Here is a 17,481-nt window from a genome sequence, read left to right on the forward strand (position 1 = left end):
GCGGCGGTCGATCACCGCACCACATAGGGTGCAGGCATGGCGCGACCTGACGGGCGGCAACCCGACCAACTCCGACCGGTGACGTTGACCCGGGGCTGGAGCACCCACCCGGAGGGATCGGTGCTCGTCGAGTTCGGCGGCACCCGGGTGCTCTGCACGGCGAGCGTGACCGAGGGCGTCCCCCGCTGGCGCAAGGGCTCGGGCCTCGGCTGGGTCACCGCCGAGTACGCGATGCTGCCGCGGGCCACGAACACCCGCTCCGACCGGGAGAGCGTCAAGGGCCGCGTCGGCGGGCGGACCCACGAGATCTCCCGGCTGATCGGGCGCAGCCTGCGGGCCGCCATCGACCTCAAGGCGCTCGGCGAGAACTCCGTCGTGCTCGACTGCGACGTGCTCCAGGCCGACGGCGGCACCCGCACCGCCGCGATCACCGGGGCGTACGTGGCGCTGCACGACGCGGTGAGCTGGCTGGCCGCCCGCAAGGCCCTCTCCGGCCGGCCGGAGAAGGTGATGCGCCGCTCGGTCGCCGCGGTCAGCGTCGGCATCATCGCCGGTGAGCCGCGACTGGACCTGTGCTACGAGGAGGACGTGGCCGCCGAGGTGGACATGAACGTGGTCTGCACCGGCGCCGGCGAGTTCGTCGAGGTGCAGGGCACCGGCGAGGACGGCGTCTTCGCCCGGGACCAGCTCGACGCGCTGCTCGACCTCGGGCTGGCCGGCTGCGCCGAGCTGGCCGAGGTCCAGCGCAAGGCTCTGTCGTGATGACCGCGCGGGGTGGCCATCCCCTCGCGAACGGAAGGTGACCGGCATGAACAAGGTCCTGCTCGCCACCCGCAACCGCAAGAAGCTGATCGAGTTGCAGCGGATCCTGGACGGCGCGCTCGGCGCGCACCGGGTCGCCTTGCTCGGCCTCGACGACGTGGACGAATACCCCGAGCTGCCCGAGTCCGGGCTGACCTTCGGCGAGAACGCCCTGATCAAGGCGCGGGAGGGCTGCCGGCGGACCGGGCTGCCCACCATCGCCGACGACTCCGGGTTGGCGGTGGACGCGCTCAACGGGATGCCGGGTGTGTTCAGCGCCCGCTGGGCCGGCTCGCACGGCGACGACCTGGCCAACCTCCAACTGGTGCTGGACCAGATCGCCGACCTGCCCGACGAGCACCGGGGCGCGTCCTTCGTCTGCACCGTGGCGCTGGTGCTGCCCACCGGCAAGGAGCACCTGGTCGACGGCCGCCAGCCGGGGCGGCTGCTGCGCGCGCCGCGCGGCGACGGCGGCTTCGGCTACGACCCGATCTTCCTCGGTGACGGGCAGGAGCGGACCAACGCGGAGCTGACCCCGGAGGAGAAGGACGCGATCAGCCACCGCGGCAAGGCGCTGCGCGAGCTGGCCAAGCTGGTGGCGAAGGTGCTGCCACCGACCGCCTGACCGGCTGGCCCCTTTCGCGCCGACGATCAGCCGTTCCGTCACGGAAAGTCACCTGAGTCCGGGAGTCGAGGGCCGGGTCCGCAGCCTTTGCTCTGCTGCCCCGCACGCAACAGGCACGCAGGGTAGCTACATCCTGGTCCGCCCGTCGGCCGCCGCGACCGGTTGTTCCTGGTCGGATGCGGTGTTGCCGGCAGGGCAGCAGAGCAAAGGCGGCGATGAGGGTCGGCTGCGCCCGCAGGATGGCGACGGAGGGTAACGGCCTGCTGGCTGGCCGGTCAGGAACGCAGGTACGCGACGACCGCCAGCACCCGCCGGCGGGCCAGCACGGCGGTGAGATGGGCGAGGACCCGCCACCACCGGCGCAACCGGCGATCGGGCCCGAGGAACAACCGGCCGGCCGGCCCGGGCCGGTGTGGTCGGTGGAGCTGCGCCGTCGTCATGTCGTCCCCCTCGGATGGGCGGGCAGGGCGACTCCGACGCTATGAACCCCGCTGCGCGGGGGTACCGGGCTGACCTCCGACCTTCCTGGGGGACAGCCCCCGGGTCGGGTCCCGCTCAGTCCAGCGGGCCCACCTCGCGCTCGATCGCGGCCCGCAGCTGCGGCCCGGCCACCACCGCCCGGGCGGCCTCCATCACCGGGGCGAGGAACACGTCCGGCCCCGGCTCGCCCGCCGCGGCGCCCAACGCGGCCAGCGCCGCCCGGCCGGCCGGCGACGGGGTCAGCGGAGCGCGCAGCTGGAGGCCGCGTACGGCGGCCAGCAGCTCCACCGCGAGCAGGCTGGTCAGGTTGTCCAGCACCGTGCGCAGCTTCTTGGTCGCCGCCCAGCCCATCGAGACGTGGTCCTCCTGCATGCCGCTGGTGGGCAGCGAGTCCACCGACGCGGGCGCGGCCAGCCGGCGGTTCTCCGCGACGATCCCGGCCGCCGTGTACTGGGCGATCATCAGCCCGGAGTTCACCCCGGCGTCGGGGGACAGGAACGCCGGCAGGTCCCGGGACCGGGTCACGTCGAGCAGCCGGTCCACCCGCCGCTCGGCGATCGCGCCCACCTCGGCGGCGGCGATGGCCAGGTAGTCGGCGGCGAAGCCGAGCGGCGCGCCGTGGAAGTTGCCGGTCGACTCGACCCGCCCGTCGGGCAGCACCACCGGGTTGTCCACCACCGACAGCAGCTCCCGGCCGGCGACCGTCTCGACGAAGTCGAGGGTGTCCCGGGCCGCGCCGGCGACCTGCGGCGCGCAGCGCATCGAGTACGCGTCCTGCACGGCGTGGGCCAGGTCGTCGCGGTGCGAGTCCATCACCGCCGAGTTTTGCAGCAGCCGGTGGATGTTCGCCGCCGACGCCGCCTGGCCGGGGTGCGGCCGGATCGCGTGCAGCTCCGGCAGGAAAGGCCGCTCCGAGCCGAGCATCGCCTCGATGGCCAGCGCGGCGGTCACGTCGGCCATGGCGAACAGGTGCCGGGCGTCGTGCACGGCCATCAGCAGCATGCCGAGCATGCCGTCGGTGCCGTTGATCAACGCCAGCCCCTCCTTGGCGGCCAGCTCGATCGGGGCCAGCCCGGCCCCGCGCAGCGCGTCGGCGGCGGGGAGCCGTTCGCCGGCCGGGCCGAGCACCCAGCCCTCGCCGAGCAGCACCAGCGCGCAGTGCGCGAGCGGGGCCAGGTCACCGGAGGCGCCCAGCGAGCCGTGTTCCGGCACCCACGGGGTCACCTCGTGGTTGAGCAGGTCGACCAGGGCCTCGGCGACCAGCGGCCGGACCCCGGAGCGGCCCAGCGCCAGCGAGCGCACCCGCAGCAGCATCATCGCCCGCACCACCTCGCGGGGCATCGGCGCGCCGACCCCGGCGGCGTGCGAGCGGATCAGCGCGTGCTGGAGCTCGGCCCGCCGCTCAGGGGCGACGAACGTGTTGGCGAGCGCGCCGAAGCCGGTGGAGACGCCGTACACGGGCCGGCCGGCGGCCTCGATGCGGTCCACGATGGACCGGCTGGTCCGCATCGCCTCGACGGCGGCCGGGTCGAGGACGACCTTGGCCGTGCCGCGCGCCACGGCGAGCAGGTCGGCGGGGGAGATCCCGGTGGGCTGGATGGTCACGGTCATTGCGGCACTCCGTTGTGCAGAACCTGGCGGATCAGTGGCACACCGGGCCGGTAGGCCAGGTGCAGATGGCTGGGGGCGTCGAGGATCGTCAGGTCGGCCCGGGCGCCGGGCCGCAGCACCCCCACGTCGGCGCGGCGCAGCGCCGCCGCCCCGCCGGCGGTCGCCGCCCAGACGGCCTCCGCCGGGGTCATCCCCATCTCGCGTACGGCGAGGGCGAGGCAGAACGGCATCGACGAGGTGTACGACGAGCCGGGGTTGCAGTCGGTGGCGAGGGCCACGGTGACCCCGGCGTCGAGCAGCCGGCGGGCGTCCGGGTACGGCGAGCGGGTGGAGAACTCCGCACCCGGCAGCAGCGTGGCGACCGTCGCCGAGCCGGCCAGCGCGTCGACGTCGGCGTCGGACAGGTGGGTGCAGTGGTCGACGCTGGCCGCGCCCAGCTCCACCCCCAGCCGCACGCCCGGCCCGGGGCCGAGCTGGTTGGCGTGCACCCGCACGCCCAGCCCGGCGGCCTGCCCGCAGGCCAGGATCGCCCGGGCGTGGTCGGCGTCGAAGGCGCCCCGCTCGCAGAACACGTCGATCCAGCGGGCGTGCGGGGCGGCGGCGGCGAGCATCGGCCCGCAGACCAGGCCGACGTAGTCGTCGGGGCGGTCGGCGTACTCGGCGGGCACCACGTGCGCGCCGAGGAAGGTGGTGTCCCCGGTGAACTCGGCGGCGATCCGCAGCGAACGGGCCTCGTCGGCGATGGTGAGGCCGTACCCGCTCTTGATCTCGATGGTGGTGGTGCCCTGCCGCATCGCCTCGTCGCGCAGCCGGCGCACGTTGGCGCGCAGCTCGTCGTCGGTGGCGGCGCGGGTGGCGCCGACGGTGGTCCGGATGCCACCCCCGGTGTACGGCTCGCCGGCCATCCGGGCGGCGAACTCGGCGGCCCGGTCCCCGGCGAAGACCAGGTGGGCGTGGCTGTCCACGAAGCCGGGCAGCACGGCCGCGCCGCCGGCGTCGATCCGGCGGTCGGCGGCCGGCGCGTACCGGGCCGGGCCGATCCAGGCCACCTCGCCGTCCTCGACCAGCAGGGCGGCGTCCCGGCGCAACCCCAGCGGGTCGGCCACGCCGTCGCGGGGGGCGTTGGTGACCAGCTCCCCGATGTTGTCCACCAGCAGGCTGCCGATCATGCGGTCACCGCCGCGATCGCCGCCCGCAGCTCGGCCGGCACGTCGACGGTCAGGTGCCGGCCGTCGGCGACCACCTGCTTCCCGTCGACCACCACGTGGCTGACGTCGGCGGCGGTGGCCGCGAAGAACGCCCCGACCGGCGGCACCCCGGCCGTGCGGGCGGTGTCCAGCCGTACGGTGACCAGGTCGGCCCGGTCGCCGACGGCGAGCCGGCCGGCGTCGCCCCAGCCCAGCGCGGCGTGCCCGCCGACGGTGGCGGCGGCCAGCAGTTCGGCGGCGGTGAAGTGCCCCCGCTTGCGGGTGCGCAGTCGCTCGTCCAGTTCCACCGCGCGGGCCTCCTCGAAGAGGTCGATCACGGCGTGGCTGTCGCTGCCGAGGCTGACCGGGCTGCCCGCCTCGGCCAGCCGGCGGGCCGGCCCGATCCCGTCGGCCAGGTCCCGTTCGGTGGTGGGGCAGAGGCAGACCCGGGTGCGGCTCTCCCCGAGCAGGGTGACGTCCGCACTGGTGGGGTGGGTGGCGTGGATCGCGGTGGTGTGCGGGCCGAGCGCCCCGTGGTCGGCCAGCAGCCGGGTCGGGGTGCAGCCGTGCACGGCCCGGCAGGCGTCGTTCTCGGCGGGCTGCTCGGAGAGGTGCACGTGCAACGGCACGCCGTTGCGGTCGGCCCAGCCGGCCACGGTGGCGAGCTGCTCGGCGGGCACCGCGCGCACCGAGTGGATGGCCGCGCCGAGGCGGGCGTGGCCGTTCTCCGGGCGGTACGCGTCGACCCGGGCCGCCCAGCGCAGCGCGTCGCCGTCGCCGAACCGGCGCTGCGGCCCCTGAAGCGGCGCCCCGTCGACGCTCGCGGTCAGGTATGCGGTGTCCAGCAGGGTGAGCCGGATCCCGGCCTGCGCGGCGGCCTCGACCAGCGCCGCCGACATCGCGTTCGGGTCGTCGTACGGCTGGCCGCCCGGGCCGTGGTGCAGGTAGTGGAACTCGCCGACGCAGGTGACCCCCGCCAGGGCCATCTCCGCGTACGCGGCCCGGGCCAGCGCCAGGTACGAGTCGGGGTCGAGCCGGCCGGCGACGTCGTACATCACGTCCCGCCAGGACCAGAAGTCGCCCCGGCCGCCGTGGGTGCGCCCGCGCAGCGCCCGGTGGAAGGCGTGCGAGTGCGCGTTGGCCAGCCCGGGCAGGGTGAGGCCGGGCAGCCGGGCGGCGTCGCGCAGCACCTCCACCCCGGCGGTGGGCCGGCCCCCGCCGGTCAGCGGGGCGACCGCGGTGATCCGGCCGTCCTCGGCCTCGATCAGCACGTCCGGGGTCGGTTCGGCGTGCTCGGGCAGCCAGGCGTACTCGGCCAGCCAGCGGGTCAACGGCATGCCAGCTCCTCCAGCACCCGGGCCAGGGCGGTCACCCCGGCGGCGCAGTCGGCGTCGGTGGCGGACTCGGCGGGGGAGTGCGACACCCCCGTCGGGTTCCGTACGAACAGCATGGCGGTCGGCAGGTGCGCGGCGAGCACTCCGGCGTCGTGTCCCGCCCCGGTGGGCAGCACCGGCGCGTCCAGCAGCCCCGCCAGCCGGTCGGCCAGCCCGCCGTCGAACGCGACGAGCGGGGTGGCCGACTCCTGGGTCAGGGTCAGCTCGGTGCCGTCCCGCTTCGCCCGCTCGGTGGCCTTGGCGCGTACCGCCTCGACCAGACCGTCAAGCGTCTCCGCCTCGGCGGCCCGGGCGTCCAGCCAGCCGGTCACCCGCGCCGGGATGGCGTTCGTGGCGTTCGGCTCGACCGCCACCCGGCCCACGGTGGCGTGCGCGTCGCGCAGCCGGGCCTCCTTGTTCGCCGCGAGCACGGTGAACGCGTAGGTGAGCATCGGGTCGCGGCGGTCGGCCATCCGGGTCGTACCCGCGTGGTTGCCCTCGCCGTGCACGTCGAAGCGCCAGCGGCCGTGCGGCCAGATGGCGGAGGCCACCGCGACCGGCGCGCCCTGGTCGACAAGCGCGCGGCCCTGCTCGACGTGCAGCTCGACGAAGGCCGCGAAGCGGCCGAGCAGGCCCGGGTCGGCGCCGGCCGGCGGCGCGCCCAGCGCCTCGGCGAAGCTCACCCCGTCGGCGTCGCGCAGCCCGGCCGCGCGGTCGACCGCGATCTCCCCGGTGAGCAGCCGGGACCCCAGGCAGGGTACGCCGAACCGGGCGCCCTCCTCCTCGACGAAGGCGGCCACCACCACCGGCCGGTCCGGGGTGACCCCAGCGGCGCGCAGCTCGTCCACGGCGAGCAGGGCGCTGACGATGCCGAGCGGCCCGTCGTACGCCCCGCCGTGCGGCACCGAGTCGAAGTGGCTGCCGGTGAGCACCGCGTCGCCGGCCGCCGGGTCGCCCCACCAGGCGAACAGGTTGCCGTTGCCGTCCTGCTGCACGGGCATGCCGCGGGCGTCGGCCTGGTCCCGGAACCACGCGCGCAGCCGCAGCTCCGGCTCGGTCAGCGCGTAGCGCAGGTAGCCGCCGCTGCCGGCGTCCCGGCCGACCGGCGCGATCTCGTCCCACAGCTTCCGGAACCTGTTAACAAGGGGCCCTTCACCTACCGAATGCGTTAACAAGGGCACCTTCCTTACGCCTCGGTCATGGGGACGCGGACGCCGGTGCGCTGGGCGACCTCGCGGGCGTCGTCGTAGCCGGCGTCGACGTGCCGGATGACGCCCATCGCCGGGTCGTTGGTGAGCACCCGCTCGATCTTCTGCCCGGCGAGGGCGGTGCCGTCGGCGACGCAGACCTGCCCGGCGTGGATGGACCGGCCGATGCCGACCCCGCCGCCGTGGTGGAGGGACACCCAGGACGCCCCGCTGGCCGTGTTGACAAGCGCGTTGAGCAGCGGCCAGTCGGCGATCGCGTCGGAGCCGTCGGCCATCGCCTCGGTCTCCCGGTAGGGGCTGGCCACGCTGCCGCAGTCCAGGTGGTCCCGGCCGATCACCACCGGCGCGCTCAGCTCGCCGGCGGCGACCATCTCGTTGAACCGCACCCCGGCGACGTCCCGCTCGCCGTAGCCGAGCCAGCAGATCCGGGCCGGCAGGCCCTGGAAGGCGACCCGTTCGCCGGCCATCCGCATCCACCGGGCCAGGGACTCGTTCTCCGGGAACAGGTCGAGGATGGCCCGGTCGGTGGCCGCGATGTCCTTCGGGTCGCCGGACAGCGCGGCCCACCGGAACGGGCCCTTGCCCTCGCAGAACAGCGGCCGGATGTACGCCGGCACGAAGCCGGGGAAGTCGAAGGCTCGCTCGTACCCGCCGAGCTTCGCCTCGCCGCGGATCGAGTTGCCGTAGTCGAAGACCTCCGCGCCGGCGTCGAGGAAGCCGACCATCGCCTCGACGTGCTTCGCCATCGAGGCCCGGGCCCGGTCGGTGAACTCGGCCGGCTTCGCCGCGGCGTAGTCCCGGGCGTCGGCCAGCTCCACCCCCTCGGGCAGGTAGGACAGCGGGTCGTGCGCGCTGGTCTGGTCGGTGACGACGTCGATCGCCACCCCCCGGCGCAGCAGCTCCGGGAAGACGGTGGCGGCGTTGCCGACCACGCCGACGGACAGCGCCCGGCGGTCCCGCTTCGCGGCCAGCGCCCGCTCGACGGCGTCGTCGAGGGAGTCGGCGATCTCGTCGAGGTAGCGGTCGTGCGCCCGGCGCTCCAGCCGGGACCGGTCCACGTCCACGATCAGGCAGACGCCGCCGTTCATGGTGACCGCGAGGGGCTGCGCGCCGCCCATCCCGCCGCAGCCGGCGGTGAGCGTCAGCGTGCCGGCCAGGGTGCCGGTGAACCGCTTCGCGGCGACGGCGGCGAACGTCTCGTAGGTGCCCTGGAGGATGCCCTGGGTGCCGATGTAGATCCAGGAGCCGGCGGTCATCTGCCCGTACATGGTCAGGCCGAGCGACTCCAGGCGGCGGAACTCCGGCCAGGTGGCCCAGTCGCCGACCAGGTTGGAGTTGGCCAGCAGCACCCGGGGCGCCCACTCGTGGGTGCGCATGACGCCGACCGGGCGGCCGGACTGCACCAGCATCGTCTCGTCGTCGCGCAGCTCGGTGAGCGTCCGCACCAGCGCGTGGTACGACGGCCAGTCCCGGGCGGCCTTGCCGGTGCCGCCGTAGACCACCAGGTCGTCGGGGCGCTCGGCCACCTCCGGGTCGAGGTTGTTCATCAGCATCCGCAGGGCGGCCTCCTGCGGCCACCCCTTCGCGGTGCGGGTGGTGCCGCGGGCGGCGCGGACGGGCTGGTGCATCTCGTACTCCTCTCAGCCGAGGAACAACTGGCGGCGGGCGGCGGACGACTCGAACGCCTCGAGCCGGGCCTGGGTCTCGGCCGGGGTGGCGTCGCAGATCGCCTGGAGCACCACCATGGCCAGGGTCATCGGGGCGGTGTGCAGGTCGAAGACGAGGCCGGTGCCGACGGCGGCGGGCAGCACCAGCGCGGCGTACTCGGCGGCGGGGCTGACCGGCGAGTCGGTGATGGCGACCACGGTCAGCCCGGCGTCCCGGGCGGCGCGCAGCGCGTCCAGCGTCTCCCGGGGGTAGCGGGGCAGCACGAAGGCGAGCAGGGCGCGGGCCCCGGCCGCGGCGGCCTGCTCCAGGCGGTCGGTGAGCAGGCTGCCGCCGTCGTCGAGGACCCGCACGTCGGGGTGCACCTTCGCGGCGAAGTACGCGAAGTAGGCGGCCAGCGGCGCGGCGGCGCGCAGCCCCAGCACGGGCAGTGGCCGGCTGGTGGCGAGCAGCCGGCCGGCCTCGGCGATCCGGTCCCGGTCGGCCAGCTCGCCGGCGAGCCGGTCCAGGTTGCCCATCTCGGCGCGGACCGCCCGCTGGAGTTCGTTGCCGGCGTCCGCGCCGTCGGGGCCGCCGGCCGGGGTCAGTTCCCGCAGCCGGCGGCGCAGCGCCGGGTAGCCGTCGTGGCCGAGCGCCACCGCGAACCGGGTGACCGAGGGTTGGCTCACCCCGGCCAGCTCGGCCACCTCGGCGGCGGACAGGTACGCCGCGGCGGTGGCGTGCTGCACGAGGCAGTGCGCGATGCGCCGCTGGGTCGGGGTGAGTCGGACGCCCTGGAACAGGTCGAGCAGCCGGTCCGGCGCCCCGGCGACAGCTCCCTCATTCATGCCGCGACTCTATGCATAAAAACTTTCAGAGGCAACCGTCCGCGCGGACCGGGCGCCCGTCCCATCCCGCCGCCCACGGGTCGGTGCCGGTGCGCGTTCTCTGTACTATCCGCACGGCGGGTGAGCAGAGGAGTCGTGGCATGCAGCCGGTTGGTCCGTACAGGTTCACCGAGGCGCTGGGCGTCTGCCAGGTGGGTACGGCCTGGTGGGCCGTCGACGGGCAGGATCGGCTGGTCACAGTGGCCCTGCTCGAGGGCGCCGCCGCGACCGATGTGGCCTGGCGACAGGCCTTCGGCAACGCGGCCAACGCGATGGCGCAGGCGCCGGGCGGTCAGCGGTACGTCAACGCCGACCTCGACGCCGCGCAGCCGTGGGTCGCCTACCCCTCCGAGGAGGGGATGGGCGCCCAGCGTCTCTTCCAGACCCTCGGCATGGACCTGCACCCGCCCGAGGCGCAGGCGACCGTGCTGATCCCGGCAACGGACGCGATAACCTCACCGCCGCGCCCGGTCTCCGGCGCGCCGACGTCCGGCTCGCCCACGCCCACCTCCGGGCCGCCGCACCTGCCGTGGGCGATGCACGCCACCGGTCAGCAGCCGACCGTCCACGTGCCCCAGCAGCCGGCGCCGCAGGTCGCCGTACCGTCCACACCGGTCCCGGCGCCCACGGACCCGGCACCCGCCGACCCGTTCGCCGACCCGACCCGCCGCATCCAGCCGCTGCCGGCCGGCAGCGGCCCCGCCCGCTCCGGCGCGGCGCTCTGGCTCGCCGTCGCCGCGCTCGTGCTGGGCATCCTCGCCGGGGTCGGCGCCGTCGGCGTCGCCACCGCCGGCGGTGACGAGGCCGGCGACCCCGCCCCTGCGACGGCGTTCCCGGCCGACGACGCGGTGCGGCCGGGGCTGAGCCCGTGGGCCAACGCCGCGCCGTCCAGCCCGCAGGAGCGGGCCCTCGCCGCGGCCGGGCCGTCCCTGGTGTTCCTCGAGGCCGTCTTCACCGGCTACCTGCGGGACCGCGCCACGAACGCCCCGGTGCGCACCACCCCGATCACCTTCAGCCGGCGGTGCACCGGCTTCGTCGTCGACCCCAACGGCCACGCCCTGACCAGCAGCTCCTGCGTGCGCCCCGGCGAGGAGTACGCCCGGCGGATCGCCCTGGACGCGGTGGCCCGGATGCTGGTGCGCGAGGGCAAGCTCGCCGAGAACCAGGTCGAGAACTACGTCACCACCAACCTGGAACGGACCGTGTTCACCGGGGTGGACCAGGGCACCGAGCCGGCGACCCAGCTCTTCGCGCAGCTCAACGAGGCCAAGGGCAACGTCACCGAGGACCCGGCCATCGGCGGGCAGGTGGTCTCGGCGCAGACCGAGGAGACGGGCAACGTCGCCCTGGTCAAGCTGAACCGCACCGGCCTGCCCGCGGTCGGCCTCGACCCCGGGGCCGTGGTCAGCGAGAGCGGCAACCTGCTCGTCCTCGGCTTCGCCACCACCGACGCCGACTTCCGGACCGCCACCTACCGGCCCCGCACCATGAGCGTCAAGATCGCCGGCACCGGCCGGCGCGGTGACGTGTCGATGTGGCGCATCGGCGAGGACCTCGGCAACACCTCCTACGGCGGCGTCGCCATCGACCCCGCCGGCCGGGTCATCGGGCTGATCGACCAGGACCTGGCCCGGCCCGACCGGGCGAACCGGGTGGTGCTGCCCGCGTCCGCCTTCACCGGCCTGCTCGGCGAGGCGGGGGTCAAGGCCGAGCCGGGCGAGTCCGACCGGCTCTACCGCGCCGGGCTGGACGCCTACTTCACCGGCCGGTACGCCACCGCCGCCGACGACCTCGCCACGGTGGCCCGGCAGGTGCCCGACAACCGGCTGGCCGAGGCGTACCGGCAGCACGCCGACAGCCGGGCACAGCTGGAGGGCGAGCCGGCGAGCGCGCCGGCCTGGGCCTGGTGGCTGCTTGCCGGCGCGGGCGGCCCGCTGCTGGTGCTGCTGGTCCTGCTCGTCGTGCTGAACGCCCGGCGTCGGCCGTGAGCGCCGCCGCCCCGACCCGGCCCGCCACCGACGGCTACCGGTCCCGCGGACTGTCGCACCTGCTGTCGGTCACCATCGTCGTGGTGGTCGGGATCCTGCTGGTGCACGTGCTGGTCGAGACCTGGGCGCAGGTGCTCAGCGGGCCGACCAGCACCGACCCCCGGGCCAACCTGGACAACGCGGCGCAGTGGCCCAAGCAGCTCAAGACGCTGCTCTATCTGGGGCTGGCCGGGCTCACCGTGGTGAAGGTGGTCGTCGACCGGCTCTGGCACCGGTTCCGGACCGGGGCCGACCTCGCCCTGCTGGTGCTCGGCCTGATCATGGTGCTCGCCGGCCTGGTGAACGACTCCTCGCTGAGCCTGATGGGCCAGGCGCTGTTCGTCTACTTCCGTGGCGTCCTGGTCTTCTACGCCCTGCGGGCCGCCGACCTGGCACCCGGCCTGGTCCGCCGGCTGCTGCTGGTGGTCGCCGCCGTCGTCGGGGTCAACGTGCTCCTCGCGCTGGTGCAGATGCTCGTCGGGGCGCCGGCCTACCGGATGCTCGGCTGGGTGGACATGACCTGGGCCGAACAGAGCCGGGCCCAGGGCCTGCAACCCCACCCGAACCACCTCGGGCACCTGCTCGGGCTGGCCCTGCTCGGCTTCATCGCCTGGGTCGCGGTGCGGCCGCGGGTCCACCGCGCCTGGTGGGCGGTGGCGGCCGTGGTGGCGCTGGCGCTGTCGGCGAGCCAGTCCCGCGAGTCGTTGCTCGGCGTGCTGGTCGCCGGGGTGCTGATCGCGATCCTGGTGCGCGGCAGCGCCCGGCGCGTCCTCACCGTCTGCCTCATCCTGGCGCTGTGCACCGCCGCGCAGATCGCCGCCCGGCCGGACAACCGGGCCGAGTGGGAACGGCGGCTGGGCAACGCCTTCACCAGCTTCCTCCACCCGGCCGGCAGCGAGCACCGGACCGCGGCGCCGCCGGCGGCCGGCCCGGCCTCCCCGCGCCCCGCCGGCTCGCCGGCCGCCGCGCCGAGCCGATCCGCCGCGCCGAGCGGGAAGCCCACCGGGAAGCCGAAACCGTCGGTCACGGCCACCCCGAAGCCCACCGCGCAGCCGTCCGGGCCGGCCGCCGGGCCCGCGCCGAGCCCGTCACCGGCACCGGTACGCGAGATCCGGGTGCTCTATCTCCAGCAGGCCGCCGACATCCTGCCGCGCCAGCCCCTCCTCGGCTTCGGCATCGGCCAGTTCGGTGGCGTGGTCGCCGAGAAGAACAACCCGGACTGGCACAAGAACCCGAAGCTCGGGCCGAAGGGCTTCAACCGCTACGGCTTCCAGGCCGTCCAGATCGACTCGTTCTGGCTGCACCTGGTCATGGAGGCCGGCGTACTCGGGCTCATCGCCTTTATAGTGTGGCTCTACTTCGTGCTGCGGCCCCTGCTGGCCGCGCTGCGGCGGCGGGGCCGGGAGCGCACCGCGCCGCCCCCGTCCGCCGCGGTGGTGTGGGGCGTCGGCGCGCTGGTCTTCGCCGCGCTGGTCGCCTTCCTGTCCCCGGCCTTCGAGGACCCGCTGTTGCCGGCTCTGCTGTGGACCGTGGTCGGGCTCGCCTGGTGGGCCTGCCGCCGCTCCCGCGAGGAGGAGGCCTCGATCTACACCGCGGCGACGGAGATGCTGCCGGTGGTCCGCCGTCCCTCGGACACCGGCGACGTCAACACCCACATCCTCGCCACCGACGACATCCTGGCCCTCGCCCGCCGGTCCCGGCGGCCGGGCGGGAACCGGCCGGACGGTGGAAGCGCCCACTGAGAACAGCCGTTCGGCGGACCTCCGACCAGCGGACCGGTGCATAGAATCCGGGATGCAAAGCGGCGACATGTGTCGATCCGGTGACGCTTCGGGGTGACATCCGGGGCGTTCCGGACGCCAGGTCGGACAAGAGAACGTGCACGGGGGGCGGTTATCGACATGGACGTACGGGAATGGGCGTCGACATCGGACGGTGACTCACCGGCCGTCGACGCGGCAGGTGACGATCGCCGGTGATGGTCCAATCTTCTGATCCGCCGGCCCTCGGCCCGTGGCCGGCGTCGTACGGCGCCCAGTGGCGACCGGAGGTCATCGCGCCCGGCGCCCGATCGGCCCACCGGGAACGGCCCACGACCCCGGTCATCTCGGTCTGCATCGCCGTCCGGAACCGGCCGGACCTGCTGGTGAAGTCCGTACGCAGCGTCCTCGCCGGCGACTTCCCCGACTACGAGGTGGTGATCGTCGACGACGGTTCCACCGTCCCGGTCCAGGAGAGCCTCGCCGGGGCCGGTCTGCTCGCCGACGACCGGATCCGGCTGGTCCGCCAGCCGCCCGCCGGCATCAGCGCGGCCCGGAACACCGCGTTGCGGGTGGCCCGTGGCCGCTACGTCACGGTGCTGGACTCCGACGACGAGCTGGCGCCGGACGGCCTGAGCCGGATCCACGCGGCGCTCGCGGGCACCGGGGCGCGCTGGGTCTACACCGACTACGAGGAGCTCACCAGCGCCGGCAGCCGGGTCATCCGGCTGCCGTCGTTCGACTCGCCACGGCGGATGCTGTGGTCCGTGCTGACCCGGCCGCGGCTGCCGTTCAAGCACTCCGGCATGTCCATGGAGCGGGAGCTGCTCACCAGCATCGGCGGGTACGACGAGCACACCCCGATCAAGGTGGACGTCGAGCTGGTCCTGCGCGCGCTGGCCAGCGGAGTGCACCTGGCCCACCTCGGCCACCCGGTGGTGCGCTTCCACCGCCACGACACGAACATCAGCCGCCGCCGGCTGGCCGGCCTCGCGGTCTGGTACCGGCTGATCAACACGTACGGCGACAGCCGGGTGCCCGGCGTCGCCCTGGCGGTGGTGGCGGCCCGCGCGGCCAGCGAGATCGGCAAGGCCGTGGTGACCGCCCTGGGCAGGTGAGACCGGGCCGGAGCCGGGCCCGTGGCCCGGCTCCGGCCGGCTCGCGACCTCAGCTCGCCAACACCCGCCGGTAGACCGCGGCGATCCGCTCCGCCACCAGCCGCTCGTCCAGCCAGGCGTTCTTCTCCCGCCCGTCGGCCCGCCGCCCGGCCCGCAGCACCTCGGCCGTCCGGTCGGCCAGGTCCCGCACCAGCCGGTCCCGGTTGGCGCCCTCGACCGGGCCGTCCGGGAAGCCGACCACCGCGCCCGGCCGCACCCCGTCCAGCACCTCGGCGACGTCACCCACGTCCACCGACACCACCGGAAGGCCCATCGCGGTGGCCTCCTTGACCACCGTGGGCGAGCCCTCCTTGCCCCGCCGGGAGGTGAACAGCAGGACGTCGGCGGCGTCGAACTTGCGGACCAGGTCGGTCTGCAACTGGCCGGGCGCGTGCAGGATCAGCTCCCGCACCGCCGGATCCCGCCGGCGCAGCTCGGCCACCACGTCGGCGAAGACGTCGTACCCCTTCACCTCGCGGGCCGGGTCGGCGGCGAAGAGCACCACCCGGGACGGTTCGGGAAGGCCGAACTGGCGGCGGGCGGCCGCCCGGTCGCCCGGCCGGAAGAAGGAGAAGTCCACGCCGTTGGCGATGATGTGCCCCTCCGGGTCGCCGGCCGTCTCGGCCAGTCGCCGGGAGACGTAGATCCGGGCGCGGGTGCCGCCCCAACCGGCCTTGGTCATCAGGCGCTGGCGCGGCACGTTCACGTCGCTGCCGTACAGGGAGAGCACGGTCGCCGGATGGTTGGCCAGCCGGGCGGCCGGCGCGGCCATGCCGTAGTGCACGTGCACGATGTCGTAGCCGCCGTCCTGCACCCGGCGGCGGACCCGGGGACCGGCGGTCAGGTAGTCGAGCTTGCCCCGCGACTGCGCGATCACCTCCACGTCCACGTGGTGGCCCAGCGCCCGCAGCGCGGTCACCTGGCGCTGCACGAAGATGCCCCGGTAGCTGGTCGGGTCCTCCGGCCAGAGGTTGGTCACCGCGAGGACCCGCAGCGGGCGGGTGGTCGTGGCGGGGTCGATCAGGTGCGTCAACTGTGCTCCCAGCAGAGATCCGGCGTCATTCGGCGCCCGCGCGGCGGCGGGACGGCAGCACCGCGAGCAGCCCGACCAGTTCGGTACGCAGCACCGCCAGCGCCACCAGCGGCGCGACCACGGCCACCAGCCCGGCCGGCCACGACCAGACCCGCAGGGCGTCGAGGCTGGCCACCAGCGCGCCGGCGGTCATCAGCCCGAGGCACCGGGCCAGCGGACCCGCCCACGACAGGCGGTGCAGCCGCCACACGGTGAGGATCGGGACGAGCGCGGTGACGGCGGTGCCCACGAGGTAGCCGAGGCCGACGCCGGTGGCCCCCAGCGGCCCGGCCGCGACGGCCACCACCCCCAGCCCGACCAGGCACCCGGTCACCGCCGAGGCGACCGGGATCCGGCTCTGCGTGGCGGCCCCGGCGGCCAGCGCGTTGACCGAGGGCACCTGGAGGATGCCGAAGAAGGAGGCGCAGAGCATCAGCCGCAGCACCGGCGCGCCGCCGGCGTACCCGGCGCCGCCGAAGAGCGTCAGGATCAGCGGCGCGGCCGCCAGACCGACCAGGAACACCGGGGTCATCACCACGGCCAGCGCCCGGGTCGACACGTCCACCTGCCGGCGGACCGCCGAACGGTCCCCGGCGCCGTGCGCGCCCGCCATCGCCGGGAACAGCGCCAGCGCCATCGCCCGGGGCAGGAAGTACAGCGGGGCGATCAGGGCGACCGCCGCGACGAGATACGCCACCTCGGCCGGGGCCGCGAAGTGCCCGGCCAGCAACTGCGTCGCCTGTAGGAACCCGGCGCTGGCGAGCGTCCCCACGCTGGCCAGCAGCGCGAACGACACCACCTGCCGCCGGTCGAAGGAACCCGGTGCGGCGGACCGCTCCCGGCGGCGCTGCTGACGTAGCTGCCGCCGGCACAACACCACGAAGGTGCCGTAGCCGAGGCAGAGCGGCAGCAGGTAGAACGTCCGGCCGGTGACGATCACCGCCACCGTGGCGGCGATGGCAAGCGCGGACGTGCCCAGCTCGATCCGGGCGTACCGCGGGACCAGGCCGTGCCCGTACATCGCCGCCTTGTCCACCGTGTACAGCGCGTAGCTGGCGGTCAGCACGGCCAGCGACGCGGTGTCCACCGGCCCCAGGTCGTGCAGTTGCCGGACCACCAGCGCGGTGAGCAGACCGAGGACCAGCGAGGACAGCACGCCCACCCGGGACAGGAACCGATGCACGGCCCACGCGCCCGGCACATCGGCCGCACCCCGGTGGAAGGCCACGAACTTCGACATGCCGGCGGACACCCCGCCCGGCAGCAACAGACTGGCGATCATGCTGGCGGCCAGCATGATGCCGACCACGCCGTACGTCGCCCGGTCGGTGTGGTGGCTGGTCAGCGAGCCGTGCACCAGGCGGGTCAACCCGACGGCGAGCAGCGCGAGCATGGACAGCGCGCCGGCCTTGACGACCGAGGCGGACCGGCCGCCGGTCGGCGGTGCCGGCTGCCCGGCGGCGGGCGCCGCCACCTCCAGCAGCGGCCCGGCGGCCGGCGGTGGGGGCGCGGCGGGCGGCTGCGCGGGCTGCGACGCGGGTACTCGTGGCAAGGTCGACCACCTGAGGGGTGAGGTGCGCGGATCCGCCCGCTGCTGCGGCGTCGAGCAGCGAAGGTAGCAGCCGACACCGACCAGTGGGGACCGGGAC

The 17,481-nt window shown here is 75.0% G+C and carries 14 protein-coding genes; 5 read left to right on the plus strand and 9 right to left on the minus strand.

Annotation, left to right across the window (positions count from 1 at the left end):
• The first annotated feature begins 36 nt into the window (after positions 1 to 36).
• Both rph and rdgB read left to right on the plus strand, forming a co-directional pair.
• A complete protein-coding gene (gene rph, locus K7640_RS11270) occupies positions 37 to 762 on the plus strand; it encodes a ribonuclease PH (RefSeq protein WP_222954702.1) in 726 nt (241 codons plus the stop codon).
• Positions 763 to 808: 46 nt separating this feature from the next.
• Positions 809 to 1,426 carry an RdgB/HAM1 family non-canonical purine NTP pyrophosphatase gene (rdgB, locus tag K7640_RS11275; protein WP_222954703.1) on the plus strand — a complete coding sequence of 206 codons (618 nt, stop codon included), beginning with the start codon at positions 809 to 811 and terminating at the stop codon, positions 1,424 to 1,426.
• Positions 1,427 to 1,701: 275 nt separating this feature from the next.
• On the opposite strand, the gene K7640_RS11280 is transcribed toward rdgB, so the two are convergent.
• From K7640_RS11280 to K7640_RS11310, 7 genes are all read right to left on the minus strand, one after another.
• Complete coding sequence (locus K7640_RS11280) at positions 1,702 to 1,866, minus strand: hypothetical protein (RefSeq protein ID WP_222954704.1); 165 nt, start codon at positions 1,864 to 1,866, stop codon at positions 1,702 to 1,704.
• 115 nt (positions 1,867 to 1,981) lie between these two features.
• Positions 1,982 to 3,517: a histidine ammonia-lyase gene (gene hutH / locus K7640_RS11285; RefSeq protein ID WP_222954705.1), complete on the minus strand. Its 1,536-nt coding sequence runs from the start codon at positions 3,515 to 3,517 to the stop codon at positions 1,982 to 1,984.
• A complete protein-coding gene (gene hutI, locus K7640_RS11290; protein WP_222954772.1) occupies positions 3,514 to 4,683 on the minus strand; it encodes an imidazolonepropionase in 1,170 nt (389 codons plus the stop codon). The genes hutH and hutI overlap by 4 nt, the downstream gene beginning before the upstream one ends.
• The gene (locus K7640_RS11295; RefSeq protein WP_222954773.1) at positions 4,683 to 6,035 is read right to left on the minus strand and encodes a formimidoylglutamate deiminase; all 1,353 of its coding nucleotides are present in this window, start codon (positions 6,033 to 6,035) and stop codon (positions 4,683 to 4,685) included. The genes hutI and K7640_RS11295 overlap by 1 nt, the downstream gene beginning before the upstream one ends.
• On the minus strand, positions 6,032 to 7,252 hold the full coding sequence (locus K7640_RS11300) for an allantoate amidohydrolase (RefSeq protein WP_222954706.1): 1,221 nt from the start codon (positions 7,250 to 7,252) through the stop codon (positions 6,032 to 6,034). The genes K7640_RS11295 and K7640_RS11300 overlap by 4 nt, the downstream gene beginning before the upstream one ends.
• Before the next feature lie 11 nt (positions 7,253 to 7,263).
• A complete protein-coding gene (hutU, locus tag K7640_RS11305; protein ID WP_222954707.1) occupies positions 7,264 to 8,913 on the minus strand; it encodes a urocanate hydratase in 1,650 nt (549 codons plus the stop codon).
• 12 nt (positions 8,914 to 8,925) lie between these two features.
• Complete coding sequence (locus K7640_RS11310; protein ID WP_222954708.1) at positions 8,926 to 9,777, minus strand: MurR/RpiR family transcriptional regulator; 852 nt, start codon at positions 9,775 to 9,777, stop codon at positions 8,926 to 8,928.
• Between the two features lie 140 nt (positions 9,778 to 9,917).
• Between K7640_RS11310 and K7640_RS11315 the strand changes: the two genes are divergently transcribed.
• The 3 genes from K7640_RS11315 (at position 9,918) to K7640_RS11325 (ending at position 14,721) form a co-directional block, all read left to right on the plus strand.
• The gene (locus K7640_RS11315; RefSeq protein ID WP_222954709.1) at positions 9,918 to 11,804 is read left to right on the plus strand and encodes a trypsin-like peptidase domain-containing protein; all 1,887 of its coding nucleotides are present in this window, start codon (positions 9,918 to 9,920) and stop codon (positions 11,802 to 11,804) included.
• Entirely contained in the window at positions 11,801 to 13,585 is a 1,785-nt protein-coding gene (locus K7640_RS11320; RefSeq protein ID WP_222954710.1) for an O-antigen ligase, read from the plus strand. Before K7640_RS11315 ends, K7640_RS11320 begins: the two co-directional genes overlap by 4 nt.
• Before the next feature lie 236 nt (positions 13,586 to 13,821).
• Positions 13,822 to 14,721 carry a glycosyltransferase gene (locus K7640_RS11325; RefSeq protein WP_222954711.1) on the plus strand — a complete coding sequence of 300 codons (900 nt, stop codon included), beginning with the start codon at positions 13,822 to 13,824 and terminating at the stop codon, positions 14,719 to 14,721.
• A 49-nt stretch (positions 14,722 to 14,770) separates the two neighbouring features.
• Here the strand turns inward: K7640_RS11325 and K7640_RS11330 are convergent, their stop codons facing one another.
• Entirely contained in the window at positions 14,771 to 15,793 is a 1,023-nt protein-coding gene (locus K7640_RS11330) for a glycosyltransferase (RefSeq protein ID WP_222954712.1), read from the minus strand.
• Positions 15,794 to 15,818: 25 nt separating this feature from the next.
• A complete protein-coding gene (locus K7640_RS11335) occupies positions 15,819 to 17,384 on the minus strand; it encodes a lipopolysaccharide biosynthesis protein (protein WP_222954713.1) in 1,566 nt (521 codons plus the stop codon).
• Positions 17,385 to 17,481 lie beyond the last annotated feature (97 nt).

The sequence above is a fragment of the Micromonospora sp. PLK6-60 genome (assembly GCF_019890675.1).
Taxonomy (GTDB): domain Bacteria; phylum Actinomycetota; class Actinomycetes; order Mycobacteriales; family Micromonosporaceae; genus Micromonospora.